Here is a 16,836-nt window from a genome sequence, read left to right on the forward strand (position 1 = left end):
CGCACCGCGCCGGGGGGCGGAGAGATTTACGCTCCGGGATTGGCCATGTGGGCGCCGGACATGCTCTTCATGCAGTCGGCCGGATCGGCCTTCATCATGTCGCAGTCGCATGCCGCCATTTGAGTAGGCGCGTCCTTGACCCACACGCGAACGCGCGGGTTGATATTGGACTTGTTCGGTCCCGGCACCTGGCGGATATGCCACTCATAATGACCGCCTGTCGCATCTTGCGCGGACACAGGAGCGGCAAGGGTTGCTGCCGCGAGCGCGGCAACGGCAAAAATCGTCTTCATGGTGAAATTCCTTGGTTGAAAAGCAGGGAGACACGCGCCGGGGAGACCGGCGCGCGTCGCGCGTTTCAGCCGTGGAATAGAGGCGGTTCGGGCTCGGGGCCGACGGTGCGGCCCGTCAAGCGGACGGCCGGCCGCGCCTCTGCTGAAGCCGACCGATGCACGGCCGCATCCAGCGAGGCGCCGGGCGCCGCGACCGCAAGCGGTAGCGCACAGCCCATCTTGGCAATACAGTCGAGCGTCATGCCCTTGCACGGTGCGCTATCCTGGGATTTGTCGATCCCCATCATCTCGGCGCATTCGTCGCTCATCGCCGCAACAGTCGCCGCTTCGGCTGCCGGGATAGCCGGCGCCGATGCGAACGCGGCTTCCTGCGCCAGGAGGCCGAGTACGGCTCCGACAAGGAGCAGGAAGGTGAGCCAGCGTTTCACGGTGAAAGCATGATCCTTGTCAAACTTGGCGTCAATTCGAAACTGGCGCGCGAAGGTCCCGTCGAGATGTTCGTCGACGGTCCCATCGCGGTTACACCGGACGGATTAAGAATGACCCATCGTCATGGCAGCGGGCGCGAGCAGCATCCACAGCGCCATGGCGATCATCATGAGATTCTCGGTCAAGGATATGAAGCCCAGCGGAACATTGCTGTCGCCGCCCACGCAGGCGCATTTGAGTTCGCGCTTGTCGATATAGACCGCCTTAAAGACCGAGACGGCGCCGATGCTCCCGATGAACAGCGCGACCGGTATCGAAATCCAGCTCAGCGCGCCTGAAATCATCAAGATGCCGGCGAGGGCCTCAGCGAAGGGATAGATGGTGGCATAGGGCACCCAGCGCTTGGCGAGCAGGTCGTAGTTCAGGAACATGCTCGAAAAGCTATCGACATCCCGCAGCTTTAGGAACGCGAGCAATGCCATGCTGAAGCCGATAAACCATTCGGCGGCGCGAATAGTGAAGGGGGTGCCCGACACCGCCTGGCTAGCCGCGAGCGCCATCAGCGCGGTGATCGAGAAGAGCGCGATGATCGGCGTATAGGTGAGCGCCTTCGGATCGCGAACCTTGAGCCCGAGATGGCGCCGCAGGTCGTCGTGCCCGCCGATGCGCTCGCCTGAGATGAAGGTCTGCGGCGTCGTCGCGATGCCATGCTTCGCCTTGAAAGCATCGGTTTCCTCGCGCGTCGTTAGCCAGATATCCTCGACTTCATAGCCGCGGCTGCGCAGCATATGCAGCGCTTTCAGGCCGTAGGGACAGGTATGATGCTCCATCACCATTCGGTAGATGGTGGCGTGCGGCCGGCCGGTCGCCTTGGCGCCGGCCGGAGAATGGGTCGTTCGTTGCGTGTCCTGGAGCTGGGTGTTCATTGCCGTACCTTCCTTGATTCCCTTATGCTCCCTCCCATATAGGTTGCGTACCATAGTACGGAGTCAAGCCCTTGCGTGATATGACCATCGGACAGCTTGCAAAAAGCGTGGGCGTCAATGTCGAAACCATCCGATTCTATCAGCGGCGAGGCCTGCTTCCGGTACCCGGCCAAGGCGAAACCGGCGGCATGCGGGGAAGCGTTCGCCGCTATGACGAGGCCGTCTTTCGGCGCCTGCGTTTCATCAAATCCGCGCAGGCCGCAGGCTTCACTCTTGCGGAGATAGGAGAATTGCTCGAGCTCGATGCCTCGACCGATCGGGTCCGGGCGCGCGAACTTGCCGATGCGCGTATCGCCGCGATCGAAAAGACGATCGCCGAACTCGACACCGCGCGCCGGGCGCTGCTTGGCCTGTCGCGCCAGTGCGCGGCGGACGATACGACGCACTGCCCGATCATTTCTGCTTTCGAGCGGGTCTGACCGCGTAGGAGTGGTTTCGCCCCACATCGCGTGTGCCCGCCCGCTACGCCTTCGGTTTGCGCGAGGAACTGTGCAGGCTGATGATCTGCCATTTGCGGCCCGTCCATTTGAGGACGCTCGTCGCGACGCCGGCGCGTTCGATCGTCTCGCCGTTCGTAAGGGCGATCGTGTAGTTATAGGTTTCGGTGGCGATCGCGACCTCGCCTTCGCCGCGCACCGAAACTTTATAGTCGCGAAAGGCGAAGGATTTGAAAGCCTTCAATTCGGGAGCGAGATGATGATCGCGATAGTGCGCGAAATTCCCTTCGATGCCGCCCGACTCGAAGATCTGGGCGTCGGGCGCAAACAGTGTTTCGACGCCCGATAGGTCGCGGTTTTCGACCGCCTGCTTATATTGCGCCAGCGTCGTGGCCGCCGCTTGATAATCCGGGGTCGAGGCCGCGTGGGCGGGAACCGCGATGACCAGCGCGAGTCCGATCGCCGCCTGTCTGATAACTTCCATCCTCATTCTCCCTTGCTATGAGCTTGCGGCATCCGTCCGCAGCGATGCTTCGATCAGATTTTTACGAACCGCAGCCGCAGCGAATTGGCGATGACGCTGACCGACGACAGCGCCATCGCTGCGGCGGCGATGATCGGCGACAACAGCAGCCCGAAAACCGGGTAGAGCACGCCCGCCGCTACCGGAATGCCCGCGACATTATAGGCAAAGGCGAAGAAGAGATTCTGACGGATATTGGCCATCGTCGCATGGCTGAGGTGGCGCGCCCGGACAATGCCCATGAGGTCGCCGCGCAGCAGCGTGACTCCCGCGCTTTCGATCGCGACATCGGTTCCCGAGCCCATCGCGATGCCGACGTCGGCTGCAGCCAGCGCCGGGGCGTCATTGACCCCGTCGCCCGCCATCGCGACGATCCGGCCCTGCTCGCGCAGGCGCTGGACGACCGCGCTCTTCTGGTCGGGAAGGACATCGGCCTCGACGTCGTCGATGCCGAGACGCCGCGCGATCGCCTGGGCGGTGACGCGATTGTCGCCGGTCAGCATGATGACCTTGATTCCGGCCTCGCGCAGGGCTGCGAGCGCTTGGCCTGTCGTTTCCTTGACGGGATCAGCGATGGCGATGACGCCTGCCGCCTTACCGTTGACAGCAACATAGATCGCTGTCGCGCCCTCGGCGCGATGCCGGTCCGCTGCCTCCGCGAGCGCGCCTGGATCGGCATCATACTCTTCGAGAAAGCTCGCATTGCCGAGGAGGATTGCCTTGCCGTCGACCTCCCCGACGATGCCCTTGCCGACAGGCTGGTCGACCCCCGATGGTTCGACGAGTTCGAGCCCGCGATCTTCGGCCGCCTTGACGATTGCCGCCGCGAGCGGATGCTCGCTGCTGCGCTCGAGACTGGCCGCGATCCGGAGCAGATCCTGTTCATCAAAGCCTTCGGCTACTTCGATGGCAACCACCGACGGCTTGCCTTCGGTGAGGGTTCCGGTCTTGTCGACGACGAGCGTGTCGACTTTCTCCATCCGTTCGAGCGCCTCGGCATTCTTGATCAGCACGCCGGCCTCGGCGCCGCGTCCCACGCCGACCATGATCGACATCGGTGTTGCGAGGCCCAGCGCGCACGGGCAGGCGATGATCAGCACCGAGACGGCGGCGATCAGGCCATAGGCCATGGCCGGCGCTGGGCCGAGAAGCGACCAGGCGAGGAAAGCCACGACGGCGGCAAGGATCACGCCGGGCACGAACCAGCCTGAAACGGTATCGGCGAGGCGCTGGATCGGCGCGCGGCTGCGCTGCGCATCTGCGACCATCTGCACGATGCGGGCAAGCATCGTGTCGCGCCCGATCTTCTCGCTGCGCATGAGCAGGCCGCCGGTCTGATTGATCGTCCCGCCGATCAGCGCGGCGCCGACCGCCTTGGTGACCGGCATCGATTCTCCGGTGACCATCGACTCATCGACCGTTCCGCGCCCTTCGAGGACGATTCCGTCAACCGGGACCTTTTCGCCGGGGCGAATTCGCAGCACGTCGCCGACCTCGACGGCGTCGAGCGCGATCTCCTCGTCGCTTCCGTCGCTGCCGACGCGCCGTGCGCGCTTCGGCGTCAGGTCCAGAAGCACGCGGATCGCGCCGCTTGTCGTCTCGCGTGCTCTCAGTTCGAGCAGTTGCCCGAGCAAGACCAGCACCGTAATGACCGCCGCAGCCTCGAAATAGACCGCGACCGAGCCGTCGGCGGCGCGAAAGGCGACGGGGAAGGCGTCAGGCGTTATCGCTGCAATCATGCTGTAGCCCCACGCGACGCCCGTCCCCATCGCAATGAGCGTGAACATGTTGAAGCTCTTGTTGCGGATCGAGAGCCATGCCCGCTCGAAAAAGGGCCAGCCCGCCCACAGCACGACGGGGGTCGCGAGCAACATCTGGATCCAGTTGCTTGTCTGGCGGCCGACAAATTGGTGGAGACCCGTGACATGGCCGCCCATCTCGAGCGCCAGGACAGGAAGCGCGAAAACCAGCCCGACCCAGAAGCGGCGGCGCATATCGCGATATTCTTCGCTGGGGCCATCGGCGGCGGCCGGCATGACCGGCTCCAGCGCCATGCCGCAGATCGGGCAGCTACCGGGGCCGGGACGCTGAATCTCCGGATGCATCGGGCAGGTCCAAATGGCACCCTCGGCTGTGTCGGCTGCGACCGGCGCGCCTTTTGCCGCATAGCGATCGGGATCGGCTTTGAATTTGGCGAGGCAGCCCGCGCTGCAGAAATAATGACGTTCGCCGCCATGGGCCTCGATATGCGGCGTGGTCGCGGGGTCGATCGACATGCCGCAGACCGGATCGGTCGCGACTTCGGCCATTTCTGCCTCACGATGATCGTGCACCATATTGCCTCCCGTTGCCCTGTCGAGGAAGGCCAACGGGCATCCTCGATCTAAGCTGCCTGAATTCTCCCGCCGCTTCCGCATGGTCTGGCTGCAAAGGAAGCCGCTCTTGTCGATACGCACGCGACGCGGCGGCCCCTCATTTCATCTCGACGGCCAGGTTCACGTCACCGCCCGGTGGATTTCTTTGCGGGCGTTGGCCAAAGACCGGCAGCCTGCAATTATTGGCGAACTATAGCAGCTCCCTTCCCGTTGCGAGCCATGGGAACGAGAGGTCAGCCTCCGTCGGCGGAAACAAAGGGCTCGAGCGTGCCGAACCACGCGACGAGCGCGAGGATCAGAAGTGCCGCCGCCGCTTCCAGCGCCAGGCTCTTGCGCATCGCTGCAAGCATCCGGTCGGGATCGGATTCGCCGCTGGCAATCGCCGCGCGAAGCTTAGGCGTCAGGCGCCAGCGGTTGGCAGCCGCCAGTGCCAGCATCGCTGCGAAAAGCCACAGCTTGGCGAAGAGCAATTGCCCATAGGGCGAAGCGAGGGACTGGCCGAGATTGTCCATGCCGACGATCATCTGGCCATTGAGTAGGCCGGTCGCGGTGATGATCAGAACGCAGATCGTGCCCACGCGCGAAAACTGATCGAGGCTTCGCGCGGCCATTTGCGGTCCGTCTGGGCTTTCGCGGATACGTTTGGGCGCGGTCAACCAGAGGAAAGCGCCGATCGCGCCGATCCAGACCGCGGCTGCGATCATATGCAATATGTCGCTGATCCGGTGGACGGTGCCCGCAGCGCCCTCGGTCGCGCCTGCGTGGCCGGACCAGACCAATGTCGCGACGGCGACCGAACCCGCGGCCGCGACTATGGCGGTGGCAGTGGACGGCCATCGCGTCATCCACAGGGCTGCGGCCAGCGCGACCAGCAGGGCGGCGGTCCGCACCATCCAGGCCCACCCGGCGTCGGTCTCGCGGACGAGATCCCAAAAGGGCTGCGACTCCAGCGAAAAAAGGCTCACACCCTGCATCGAGGCCGCAAGCGCTTCCATTCCCAAGCCGGAAAGCAACAGTCCTGCGACACTGAGCCATCGCTGGGTGCGCCAGATCGCGGCCATCGGCTGCGGCGCATGGCGTTCGCTTCGGGTCAGCGCGTATAGCGGGAACACAGCGAGGCCGGCGATGAGCATCAGGTCCGCATAGAGCGCGAACCTGATGCCGATCAGGACGATGTCGCCCACCGTCCTACTTCACGGTAAAGCTGAACTCGCTGCCCATGCGGTGCGTGTCGGCACCCGCCGCCGACCATTTCACCTTATAGGTCCCCGGGGTTAGCGGGCGTTTGACCATGAGCATCATCGACTTGCCGTCCTTGCCCATCATCGACGAGTAAGGAATCTTCATCGGAGCGTGATTGGCCATGCCCGGCATTCCCGTCATGACGAGTTCGGTCTTGACCGTCGAGGCAATGACCTTTTCGTTGAATTTCAGGTCGATCTTGATCACCTTCGAAACGGTCGAATTGGCAGCGGGCGTCGAGCCGACGAGCTTGGTGTGCGCGCCGGCCGCGACCGGTGCGAGAAGCAGCGCGAAAGCTGCTGCGGTTGAGGGGAGAATGGACTTGAACATAAAGACCTCCATTTGCGTGTCTGTCCTGCTAATACGCAATGGGCTGGCCTAACCCTCATGCGATCCAGATGAATATCGTTGAGGTGAGGGGTAGTCGTCGTTCGCGCGTATGAACAATGTAGCAAGTTTTGGCGAGTTGGGTCGATGGACGAAGAGCTGCACATTTTGAACCGGATCGGCCTGCCTGCCGGGCTGGACGCGCTTGACGATCGCGTCATGGGCGCTCTGACGGTTCGCCGGCGAGAAGCGATGGCGACGCGCCGTCTCATGGCGCTTGCTGCCTTTGTATCGCTCGGGGGCGGGATCGTTGCCGGAAGCGCGATTTCAGAACCCGCCGTCGCGGCAAGTCCGCTAAGCCCGTTCGGGCCTGCAAGCGCGCTCGCGCCCTCGACCCTGCTGGAGTCGCAATAGCAATGTCTTCGCGCCGACTGCTTCTCGTGGGCCTCATCGCCTTCGCCGCAGCCATTGCCGGCGTATTCGTCGGCCGGCTGGTGAGCGATGCCCCCCAGGCAAATGAAACCGAGCTTCATTCGCTCCTCCACGACCAGCTCGATCTGACCCCGGCGCAGGATGCGAAAATCGACCGGATCGAGGCTGACTTCACCCGCCGCCGCCGCGCGCTGGAACTCGAGATGCGGGCTTCAAATGTTCGGCTCGCGGAGGCGATCAAGGCCGAGCAGGGCTATGGCCCCCGGGTGACCGAGGCTATCGATCATACGCATGACGTCATGGGGACGCTGCAGAAGGAAACGCTCGTCCATCTTTTCGCCATGCGAGCGGTCCTCGATCGCGACCAGGCGAAAATGTTCGACGAAAGCGTGGTCAAGGCGCTGACCGCCGATGCGCGGTGAACCCTGGCCTTTCGCAAGCTAGCGACCAGGATCTGGCAGCCTATGCCCGCGCCGGGCGCGACGATGCCTATCGTGAATTGCTGAGCCGGTACAAGGCGCCGGTCTATCGACTGATCGTCAAGCATATCGGCGATCCCGACGAGGCCCTCGATCTGACACAGGAAACCTTCCTCGCCGGCTTTTCCGCGCTGAGCCGCTATGATGGCGACCGTCCCTTCCGTATCTGGATTGCCCGCATTGCGATCAACAAGTGCCGCGATTGGGCGCGCCGGCGCAAGGTGCGCGCCTTCTTTTCGCGCGCCCTGCCCCTCGAGAGCGCGCATCATGTCGCCAGCGACATGCCCTCGCCCGACATGGAGGCGAGCGACCGGCTGGAGCTCGCCCGCGTTCGCGGCGCGATCGCGCAGTTGCCGCAAAATTTGCGGGAGGTCCTGCTCTTGCGCGGCATGGATGATGTGAGCCAGGCCGAAGCGGCAGCCATGCTCAATGTGAGCGAGAAAACCGTCGAAACCCGTCTCTATCGCGCCCGGATGCGGTTGAGAGGCCTGCTGGCCGAATCGAGTAACCAGGTTCCGGAGTGACCTCGTGCCTTGCCGTCTCGAACGGCGCTCGGTCTATTCAGGCATTTTGGGTGAGGGGTGACCGCCGCGGATGCGTATGGCTTTAGGAACAATCAGTAACGGTCGGGATGAATAATGCAGATAGACAGGCGTCGATTTGTAAACGGGGCATTGGGCGGCGGAGCGGCGGCCGCGATGGCTGCATGGTTCCCCGCTTGGGCCCAGTCGGGATCGACCGGGATCACCGCGCCCGTTCCAACCGTTTCGGGCAACGACATCACATTGCGTATCGCACGGCAGACGATGCGAATCGACGGCAAGCTGAGCCGCGCCATCGGCATCAACGGCACGGTCCCGGCGCCGCTGGTGCGTCTCAAGGAAGGACAGACGGCGAAGCTCACCGTCGTCAACGACCTCGACGAGGATAGCTCCATCCACTGGCATGGCCTGATCCTGCCGTTCCAGATGGACGGCGTACCCGGCGTCAGCTTTCCCGGCATCAAGCCGCGCTCGACCTTCACCTATGAATTTCCCGTCGTTCAGTCGGGCACCTATTGGTATCACAGCCATTCGGGGCTTCAGGAACAACTCGGTCATTATGGGCCGATTGTCATCGACCCCGCCGGCACCGATCCGATCGGTTATGATCGCGAGCATGTCGTGGTCCTGTCCGACCATAGCCAGATCTCGCCCGAAGCGATCTTCCGCAAGCTCAAGGTCAATCCCGGCCATTTCAACATGCAGCGCCAGACGTTGTCCGGCCTCCTGGCCGGCAAGGATCAGTCGCTTGCGGAACGCATCGACTGGGGCAAGATGCGGATGGACCCGACCGACGTCGCCGACGTCAACGGCTCTACCTACACCTTCCTCGTCAATGGGCACGGCCCGCGCGACAACTGGACCGCGCTGTTCAACCCGGGCGAGCGCGTGCGCCTCCGGATCATCAACGCCTCTGCGATGACGATCTTCAATGTCCGTATTCCGGGCCTCAGGATGACTGTGGTGCAGGCCGACGGGCTCAATGTCGTGCCCACCGAGATCGACGAGTTCCAGATCGCCGTCGCGGAAACCTACGATGTGATCGTGACCCCCGTCGAAGACCGCGCGTACACGCTCGTCGCCGAAGCCAACGACCGGTCGGGGATGGGCCGCGCGACGCTCGCGCCGCGGGTCGGCATGATCGCCGAGGTTCCACCGCTGCGCGAACGACCGCTCGCGACGATGAAGGACATGGGCATGGGCAACATGGACATGTCGGGCGGCTCGATGGCGGGGATGGATCATTCGGGCGGCAGCGATATGGGCGCGATGCCCATGCCCGCGGGCGACCCTTCCTGTGCGCCCGAACATGCCAAGATGGGTCATTGCACGCCGGCGGGCGACAGTGGCGCAATGGCGGGCATGGATCATGGCTCGGGTGGCGGCATGCAGCACAGCATGCGCGACTTCAGTGTCGCGCCCCAGGTCAAGCGCGATCCCAGTGTCCAGACGATCTCGCCGATGCCGGTCGATCGCATGGGCGAACCGGGGCAGGGGCTTGAGGATGTCGGACACAAGGTGCTGACCTATCACGATCTCGTCGCGCTCGAGCGTAACCCCGATGTGCGCGCCGCCTCGCGCTCGCTGGACATCCACCTCACAGGTAACATGGAACGCTTCATGTGGTCGTTCGATGGCGTGAAGATGTCCGACTACCATGAGCCCATCCCGTTCATCGAGGGCGAGCGGGTTCGGATCAACCTGATCAACGATTCGATGATGAGCCACCCGATCCATCTGCACGGCCATTTTTTCGAGCTGGTCACGGGGAAGGGCGATCGGTCGCCGCGTAAGCATACGGTACTGGTCCAGCCCGGCGGCACCGCGAGCTTCGATTTCACCGCCGACGCGCTCGGCGACTGGGCGTTCCACTGCCACCTCCTCTACCATATGCACGCCGGGATGATGCGCGTCGTCAGTGTCCGCCCGAAGGGAGACGGCGAATGACCCGGATCGCGCTCCTCCTTGCTGGCATCGCGCCGCTGGCCTTTGCTGTCCCGGCAGCGGCCCAATCGATGGATCATTCGATGCACGGCGCGGCGCCCGCCCCGACTCCCGCTCCTTCGCCAACGCCGGCGCCGGCGCCGACGGTGCCGCCTGCAACCGATACGGCCGCAGACGGGTCAATGGAGCAGATGGACCATGGCGATATGCAGGGCATGGATAGCGAGCCCGCGGCCTCGACCTGCGCGCCCGAACATGCCGCGATGGGCCATTGTACGCCCGAGGCGGAGGCTTCGGGCAAGGACGCCTCGGATATGGGGGCGATGGATCATGGCACAGCGTCGCCATCGGATCCCGACTGTCCTCCGGAACATGCCAAAATGGGCCATTGCACGCCGAAGGTTGCGGCCCCGATGGCGGGAATGGAAGGCATGGCGGCGGCGAGCAGCGCCAGCGGCACCGACCTGCCGCCAGGCGACGGGGTCGCGCCTGCGCCGCCTGCAGACTGGTATGCCGATCGCATTTATCCCAAGGGCGAGATGGAGCATTCGCGTCACGAGATGATGAAGGAAAATGGGGCGCAGACCATCGCCTTCATCAGCTTCAATCTCGCCGAATATCAGGCGCGCAAAGGCCGCGATGGTTTCCGCTGGGACGGCGAGGCCTGGTACGGCGGCGACATCAACCGGCTCACCGTCAAAAGCGAGGGCGAAGGCGTGTTCGGCGAGGGTATCGAGAGCAGCGAAGTGCAGGCGCTCTACAGCCGGGCGATCGGGCCCTATTTCAACGCGCAGGCCGGGATCCGGCAGGACTTCGGACCGGGCCCCGACCGAACCTATGCGACCATTGGCTTCGAGGGACTCGCGCCCTATTGGTTCGAAGTCGAGGGCGCACTCTTCCTTTCGAACAAGGGCGACTTGCTCGCCCGGCTCGAAGGTTATTACGACCAGCGCCTCACCCAGAAGCTGATCCTCCAGCCGATGGCCGAATTCAATCTCGCGGCGCGGGACGTGCCCGAGAGCGGCGTTGGGTCGGGCCTATCGAATATGGAACTCGGGCTCCGCCTGCGCTACGAGATCGTGAAAGAGTTCGCCCCCTATCTCGGCGTCGAATGGGCGCGCAAATTCGGCGACACCGCGCGCTTTGCGCGGGCGGCGGGCGAGGATGCCAATGGTGTCAGCTTCGTGATGGGGGTGAGGGCCTGGTTCTAGAAGTTTTGCGGGGTGGCAGGACGTCGAGGAGAAATGCCATGAAACCAGCCTATCGCAGCCTGGCGCTGCAGACGATCGTCAGCGGCATCATCATGTATATGGTGATGTTCGTCATGATCGACCGCCTCTCGAGCTTCTACAACAATCTCAACATGCTCTACATGACGCTGATGATGGTCGCGCCGATGGTCGTGCTGATGATCGTCGCAATGCCGGGCATGTTTCCGTCGAAACGTCTGAACACCGTCTTGTTGCTCGGATCAGTCGTCGCCTTCTTGGGGAGCTTCGCTCTTATCCGGACGCAGACGACGATCGGCGACACCGCTTTCTTGCGGTCGATGATCCCGCATCATTCGGGCGCCATTCTCATGTGCGAACAGGCTTCGCTCAAGGATGCTGAAATACGCCGGCTCTGCAGCGACATCATCGCGGGGCAGGCGGCCGAAATCGAACAGATGAAGTCGATTCTCGCGAGGAAATGACATGAAAAGTCCGATCACCCGGCGCCATCTTTTTGGCTTGGTTGCGGCCGGGTCGGGGATGATGCTTGCGGGCTGCAATTCTTCCTCGCGGCCAACGGCAGCGGAAGAGAAGAATGGCAACGCGCGCACGCCGGTCGCCAATGCGACGAAAAGCAGGCAGATGCTCGTCTATCGCGATCCCGAATGCGGATGCTGCGAAGCGTGGGCGGATATCGCACGCAAAGCCGGCTATCAGGTGACCGTCGAGAACCGCGCGGACATGGCTGCGGTCAAGGCGCGACTTGGCGTGCCTGACCAGCTGGCGTCGTGCCACACGGCCGTCATCGGTGGCTACGCAATCGAGGGTCATGTGCCGATGCGGCATATCGCGAGACTCCTCCAGGACAATCCACGCGACATTCGCGGAATTGCCGTGCCCGGTATGCCGCGCGGCTCTCCGGGCATGGAAATGCCCGATGGCAGTGCGGACGCATTCGACGTGATGGCATTCGGCGGCGACGGCAAGATTTCTGAATTTCGCGCCTAACGTCGCGCCACGGCTGACGCGGCCGCTGCTCCGACCGGTGGTATCTCCTCTCCCGCGCCGCTGCCGGGGGCGCGGGGGCTTGCGCGCAGCGCCTCGGGCCAGCGTGAACCATTCGAAATGGCCATCAGCATGAGTAGTCCGGTCTCCGGCGATTCGCGCGTCCGTCAGGAATCGTTCGCAACAGCCGCGGCGCGAGACGGCCAGCAAGCGAGAGTCGCTGTAATTTAATTACCAGAATTTGAGATATGACTACGCGCCGCAGGTGCGGGCTCGCTCCACAGGAAAAAAAATGTCTTGGGCATGAGGGGTAGGTCTTTGGCGTGCGTATAAAGCATATCCGATGCGACCAAGCGAAATGAATCTAACCTATTGAAGTTAGGCAATAATTTCTATTGACCTGTATATACATTTGATGCTCTCTACGGTTCATAACGTAACCAACAGGGGGTTTCGCATGTCGATCAAAAAATCATTGCTCGCGAGCGCGGCGGTGGTCGCAACTATCGCAACGCCGGTCTTCGCGCAGGAAGGAGAGGCCCCCAGGCCCGCCGCGGAGGCCAGCGATGCGGGGAGCGATATCGTCGTAACCGGCTCGCGTATCCGGCGTCAGGATCTGGCCGGTGTCGGCCCCGCCACGGTCGTTTCGGCCGAGCAGATCGAGAACACCGGTCTGGTGAATATCGAGACGGTGCTGCAGCGCCTGCCCGCCAACGCCGGCTTTGCGGGCAACCAGACCTCGGCCTATTGGGCGAACAACGGCTATGGCACCGCGCAGGTCAACCTGCGCGGTCTCGGGATCAAGCGGACGCTCGTGTTGCTCAACGGTCGTCGCCTCGTCGCGGGCGGAACCGGGGCGAACTCGTCACCCGACCTCAACATGATCCCGGTCGTCGCGCTCGAGCGTACCGATGTGCTCAAGGACGGCGCCTCCGCGATCTATGGCGCCGACGCGATGGCGGGCGTTGTCAACCTCGTGACGCGGACCGACTATGAAGGTCTCGGCCTCAGCGTTCGCCAGGGCATCACCGAAAAGGGCGACGGATCGGATTTCACCGCGGACCTGATCTGGGGCATCCGCAACGACCGCGGCGGCTTCATGGCTGCGGTGACCTACCAGAAGACTAGCGCAGTCAACATGGCGACCCGCGCACCTTGCTCGCTTGCGGAAACCACCCCTGGCACACTTGGCTGCGTCAACAGCGCCTCGACGATCGGCGGCCGCGCGGTGCTGCCGAACGGCCAGCAGATCAATTTCAACCAGGTCCTCGGCGGCAACGGCAACTTTTTCGAGCCCTACAGCGCGGCGAAGCATAATTTCAACTCGAACCCATTCCTCAACGCGGTTAGCCCGGTCGAACGTGTCAGCACGGCCTTCTTCGCTGACTATGACCTGACCGACAATATCGAGGCGTTCGGCGAATTCCTTTATACCTTCCGCAAGTCGAACCAGATTGCGACGCCGGGCACGCTGCGCAATCTGTCGATCGCGGCGAGCAACCCGACCAATCCGACCGGGCAGAACATCGTCCTCATCCAGCGTCGTCTCGCCGAGCCGGGGCCGCGGCAATTCTTTCAGGAAACCGACACCTGGCAGGGCACCTTCGGCCTGCGCGGCAAGCTGTCGAATGACTGGGGCTGGGAAGTCGCGGGCGCCTTCGGTCGCAACACGGCCGTGGATGGCTCGACCAATATTGCCAATCTCGAACGCGTCCGGAACACGATCAATACCGGCGTTTGTAGCCCGGCGCCTGGCGCGGCTATTCCGTGCGGCGACTATCTCGGGTTTGGCGACCTGACTCCGCAGGTGCTTGACTATATCCTCTTCACGTCGCGCGATCGCGGCGGCAACGAGCTCGCAACGGTCACCGCCGACCTCAACGGCGATCTGTTCAAGCTGCCCGCCGGGCCCGTCTCTTTCGCGGCCGGTGTCGTCTATCGCAAGGAAAAGGGCTGGCGCGATCCCGATCCGCTGACGGTGCTGGGCATTGCCAACACCAACCAGCAAAGCCCGATCTCGGGGACGAGCATCGCAAAGGAAGCCTATCTCGAGCTGTCGGTGCCGATCCTTGCCGATACGCCATTCTTCCAAGCGCTGACAGCGGGCGGCGCGGTCCGCTATTCAAACTACGACCTCTTCGGCAGCGACTGGAACTATAAGGCAAGCCTCGACTGGGTCATCAACGACAGCGTCCGCCTCCGCGGCACCTACGGCACCGGCTTTCGCATCCCGAATGTCCCCGAACTGTTCGGCGGCGTGTCCGAAGGCAATCTTACGACGACCGATCCCTGCTCGCGCTATTCGACAAGCGGCAACGCCGGGCTGATTGCCAATTGCCAGGCATCGGGCGTCCCGGCAAACTATGTTCAGCTTGGCACGACGATCCTGACAACCGTTGGCGGCAACGAGGATCTTCAGCCCGAAAGCTCGACGACCTGGACGGTTGGGACGGTTATATCGCCCAAGGGTCTGGTTCCCGGCCTTTCGCTGACCGCCGACTGGTTCGACATCAAGATCAAGGATGCGATCCGCGCCATCCCGGGTTCGACCAAGCTTGCCATCTGCTACGCCAGCGCCAACCTGTCGCATCCCTTCTGCGACGATTTCACGCGCAGTCCGCTGACTGGAGAGGTCACCTTCCTTTCGGCGCAGCCGATCAACACCGGTCGCGAGGAGATGAACGGCCTCGATCTTGGCCTCGTCTATAATAATGACATCGGCAGCGTGAATGTCTCGCTCGACGTCAACCTGACCTACCTCAACAAATATGTCGTCCTGCCCTTTCCCGGCGGCGCGCCGATCGATTTTGACGGCTTCATCGGCGGCGGCAACGGCGGTTATCCGAAGTGGCGCGGTTATGGTGTGCTGACCGCCGAAAAGGATGGCGTCAGCGCGACCTGGTCGACCCAATGGATCGGCAAGGCGACCGACTTCAATGCGGCTCCCGGAGAAATCGGCTACAGCACGCCGAACGTCTTCTATCACAATCTTCAGGTCGCCTTTGAGATCGACGAGAAAACGCGGTTCCAGGTCGGCGTCGATAATCTGTTCGATCGCAAGGCGCCCTATATTCAGAGCTTCACCGATGCGAACACCGACACGATGACCTATGACCTGCTTGGGCGCCGCTTCTATGTCGGCTTCCGGACGGCATTCTGAGGCTATCGTCATGGCTATCCGCTGGCCGTTGCTTGTACGGCGAACGCATAAATGGTTGGCCTTGTTGGTCGGTGCCCAGGCTCTGCTCTGGACGCTGACTGGCTTCTACATGGTGGTGGTGCACATCGACACCATACATGGCGACCATCTGGTGCGCGCGCCGGCGACCGAAGTTATCGACCTTGCCGGCCTTGCTCCGCCCTCGCGAATCGTTGCGGCCGCACCCGGCGTTTCGGAAATCCGCTTGCAGCGATTTTTCGGGTCCCCGGTATGGCGAGCCGAGACGCCGGAAGGCGCGAAACTGTTCGATGCCCGCTCAGGTGCGCCGCTGCCTGCCCTGACCGAGTCCCAGGTCCGCGAGCAGGCGCGGCGCATCTATACGGGCGAGGGCAAGATCGTTTCGGTGCAGCTGCTTGCGAAGGCGCCGCAGGAAATGCAGTCGCGCAAGCCGCCCTATTGGCAAGTCGAGTTCGAAGGCTGGAACCGTCCGACGCTCTATCTGTCGCCGCAGACGGGCGAACTCATCTCGCGCCGCCACGCCCTGTGGCGCGTCTTCGACTTCGCGTGGATGCTCCACATCATGGATTATGACGAACGGACCGACGTCAACAACCCGCTGCTCCGCGTCGCGACCTGGAGCGCCTTTGCCATGGCGCTGACGGGCGCGTGGCTGCTGATCTGGTCCTTCAAGCGCCGAAAGAAGAAGACGGCATGAAACGCATCCGGCTGACGCCGCTCTTTTTCCGTCGCGTCCACAAATGGGTCGGCCTTATTCTCGGGCTCCAGTTCCTGCTCTGGGCCTTGAGCGGCTCGGTCATGGCGCTTCTCGACAAGGACAAGGTTGGTGGCCACGGCGGCGGCATGTCGCATGCGCATCCCCTGCCTGCTGGCGAGTATTTCGACGTCGCTGCCTTGCCGCGCGGCGAACCTGTCACGGGAGTTCTCTTGCGCGATCTCGGCGCCCGGCCGGTCTATGAACTTCGTACGACCAAGGGCACCCGCCTCGTCGATGCCACCACCGGTAAGGACATGCGCGTTGATGAGGACATGGCGCGCGAGGTCGCGTCGATGATGAACGAGGCGCCGATCCAGAAGGTCAGCATACTCGCCAGGCCAAACCTTGAAGCGCGCGATCATGACGGGGCGATGTGGCGCGTCGACTTTGCCGACGCCGAGAACAGCAGCGCCTATGTCTCGCTCGACACCGCGCGTTTTCTTGTCATGCGCGGCGATACATGGCGGACGTGGGACTTCTTCTGGATGCTCCACAACATGGATTATCTGAACCGGAAGAGCTTCAATCACCCGCTGATCATCTTCGTCGCCTTCGGCGCGCTGTGGCTGTCAGGGACCGGCTTCTATCTGCTCTTCAAAAGCTTCAGCCGTGCCGATTTCCGCTGGCTGCGTCGGCGCCGCAAGCCTGCGGTGACCCGCAGCACGGCCTGACGCAA

The 16,836-nt window shown here is 63.0% G+C and carries 18 protein-coding genes; 11 read left to right on the top strand and 7 right to left on the bottom strand.

All coding sequences use genetic code 11. From position 1 onward, the window contains the following. Positions 1–26: 26 nt before the first annotated feature. The 3 genes from IR187_RS10755 to IR187_RS10765 all read right to left on the bottom strand — a co-directional run bounded on the left by IR187_RS10755 (position 27) and on the right by IR187_RS10765 (position 1,648). The gene (locus IR187_RS10755; RefSeq protein WP_194954605.1) at positions 27–293 is read right to left on the bottom strand and encodes a hypothetical protein; all 267 of its coding nucleotides are present in this window, start codon (positions 291–293) and stop codon (positions 27–29) included. Between the two features lie 65 nt (positions 294–358). After that, entirely contained in the window at positions 359–721 is a 363-nt protein-coding gene (locus tag IR187_RS10760) for a hypothetical protein (RefSeq protein ID WP_194954606.1), read from the bottom strand. 105 nt (positions 722–826) lie between these two features. After that, positions 827–1,648: a MauE/DoxX family redox-associated membrane protein gene (locus IR187_RS10765; protein ID WP_456115036.1), complete on the bottom strand. Its 822-nt coding sequence runs from the start codon at positions 1,646–1,648 to the stop codon at positions 827–829. 80 nt (positions 1,649–1,728) lie between these two features. Here IR187_RS10765 and IR187_RS10770 point away from each other — a divergent pair, with 80 nt between their 5' ends. Then, positions 1,729–2,127 carry a MerR family transcriptional regulator gene (locus tag IR187_RS10770; protein ID WP_194954653.1) on the top strand — a complete coding sequence of 133 codons (399 nt, stop codon included), beginning with the start codon at positions 1,729–1,731 and terminating at the stop codon, positions 2,125–2,127. A gap of 43 nt (positions 2,128–2,170) precedes the next feature. On the opposite strand, the gene IR187_RS10775 is transcribed toward IR187_RS10770, so the two are convergent. The 4 genes from IR187_RS10775 to copC form a co-directional block, all read right to left on the bottom strand. Beyond that, positions 2,171–2,629 carry a YybH family protein gene (locus IR187_RS10775; protein ID WP_194954607.1) on the bottom strand — a complete coding sequence of 153 codons (459 nt, stop codon included), beginning with the start codon at positions 2,627–2,629 and terminating at the stop codon, positions 2,171–2,173. A gap of 53 nt (positions 2,630–2,682) precedes the next feature. Next, a complete protein-coding gene (locus IR187_RS10780) occupies positions 2,683–5,004 on the bottom strand; it encodes a heavy metal translocating P-type ATPase (protein ID WP_194954608.1) in 2,322 nt (773 codons plus the stop codon). Between the two features lie 272 nt (positions 5,005–5,276). Next, a complete protein-coding gene (copD, locus tag IR187_RS10785) occupies positions 5,277–6,227 on the bottom strand; it encodes a copper homeostasis membrane protein CopD (RefSeq protein ID WP_194954609.1) in 951 nt (316 codons plus the stop codon). A gap of 4 nt (positions 6,228–6,231) precedes the next feature. Further along, positions 6,232–6,615 (bottom strand): copper homeostasis periplasmic binding protein CopC, encoded by a 384-nt coding sequence (copC, locus tag IR187_RS10790; RefSeq protein WP_228765791.1) that lies wholly within the window; start codon positions 6,613–6,615, stop codon positions 6,232–6,234. 144 nt (positions 6,616–6,759) lie between these two features. On the opposite strand from copC, the gene IR187_RS10795 reads away from it, so the two are divergent. From IR187_RS10795 to IR187_RS10840, 10 genes are all read left to right on the top strand, one after another. Next, positions 6,760–7,026, top strand: a complete 267-nt coding sequence (locus IR187_RS10795; RefSeq protein ID WP_194954611.1) for a hypothetical protein — start codon at positions 6,760–6,762, stop codon at positions 7,024–7,026. A 26-nt stretch (positions 7,027–7,052) separates the two neighbouring features. Beyond that, the gene (locus IR187_RS10800) at positions 7,053–7,466 is read left to right on the top strand and encodes a periplasmic heavy metal sensor (protein WP_407699081.1); all 414 of its coding nucleotides are present in this window, start codon (positions 7,053–7,055) and stop codon (positions 7,464–7,466) included. Beyond that, complete coding sequence (locus tag IR187_RS10805; RefSeq protein ID WP_194954613.1) at positions 7,463–8,047, top strand: RNA polymerase sigma factor; 585 nt, start codon at positions 7,463–7,465, stop codon at positions 8,045–8,047. Before IR187_RS10800 ends, IR187_RS10805 begins: the two co-directional genes overlap by 4 nt. A gap of 114 nt (positions 8,048–8,161) precedes the next feature. After that, entirely contained in the window at positions 8,162–10,012 is a 1,851-nt protein-coding gene (locus tag IR187_RS10810) for a copper resistance system multicopper oxidase (RefSeq protein WP_194954614.1), read from the top strand. Beyond that, entirely contained in the window at positions 10,009–11,220 is a 1,212-nt protein-coding gene (locus IR187_RS10815) for a copper resistance protein B (RefSeq protein ID WP_194954615.1), read from the top strand. The genes IR187_RS10810 and IR187_RS10815 overlap by 4 nt, the downstream gene beginning before the upstream one ends. Positions 11,221–11,258: 38 nt before the next feature. After that, positions 11,259–11,702, top strand: a complete 444-nt coding sequence (locus IR187_RS10820; protein WP_194954616.1) for a DUF305 domain-containing protein — start codon at positions 11,259–11,261, stop codon at positions 11,700–11,702. Positions 11,703–11,760: 58 nt separating this feature from the next. Beyond that, positions 11,761–12,228, top strand: a complete 468-nt coding sequence (locus IR187_RS10825; protein ID WP_228765793.1) for a DUF411 domain-containing protein — start codon at positions 11,761–11,763, stop codon at positions 12,226–12,228. Positions 12,229–12,682: 454 nt separating this feature from the next. Next, positions 12,683–15,385: a TonB-dependent receptor domain-containing protein gene (locus tag IR187_RS10830; protein WP_194954618.1), complete on the top strand. Its 2,703-nt coding sequence runs from the start codon at positions 12,683–12,685 to the stop codon at positions 15,383–15,385. 10 nt (positions 15,386–15,395) lie between these two features. Next, positions 15,396–16,100, top strand: a complete 705-nt coding sequence (locus tag IR187_RS10835; RefSeq protein ID WP_194954619.1) for a PepSY domain-containing protein — start codon at positions 15,396–15,398, stop codon at positions 16,098–16,100. After that, on the top strand, positions 16,097–16,831 hold the full coding sequence (locus IR187_RS10840) for a PepSY domain-containing protein (protein ID WP_194954654.1): 735 nt from the start codon (positions 16,097–16,099) through the stop codon (positions 16,829–16,831). The genes IR187_RS10835 and IR187_RS10840 overlap by 4 nt, the downstream gene beginning before the upstream one ends. Positions 16,832–16,836: the final 5 nt, after the last annotated feature.

Source organism: Sphingopyxis solisilvae (genome assembly GCF_015475875.1).
Lineage (GTDB): Bacteria > Pseudomonadota > Alphaproteobacteria > Sphingomonadales > Sphingomonadaceae > Sphingopyxis > Sphingopyxis solisilvae.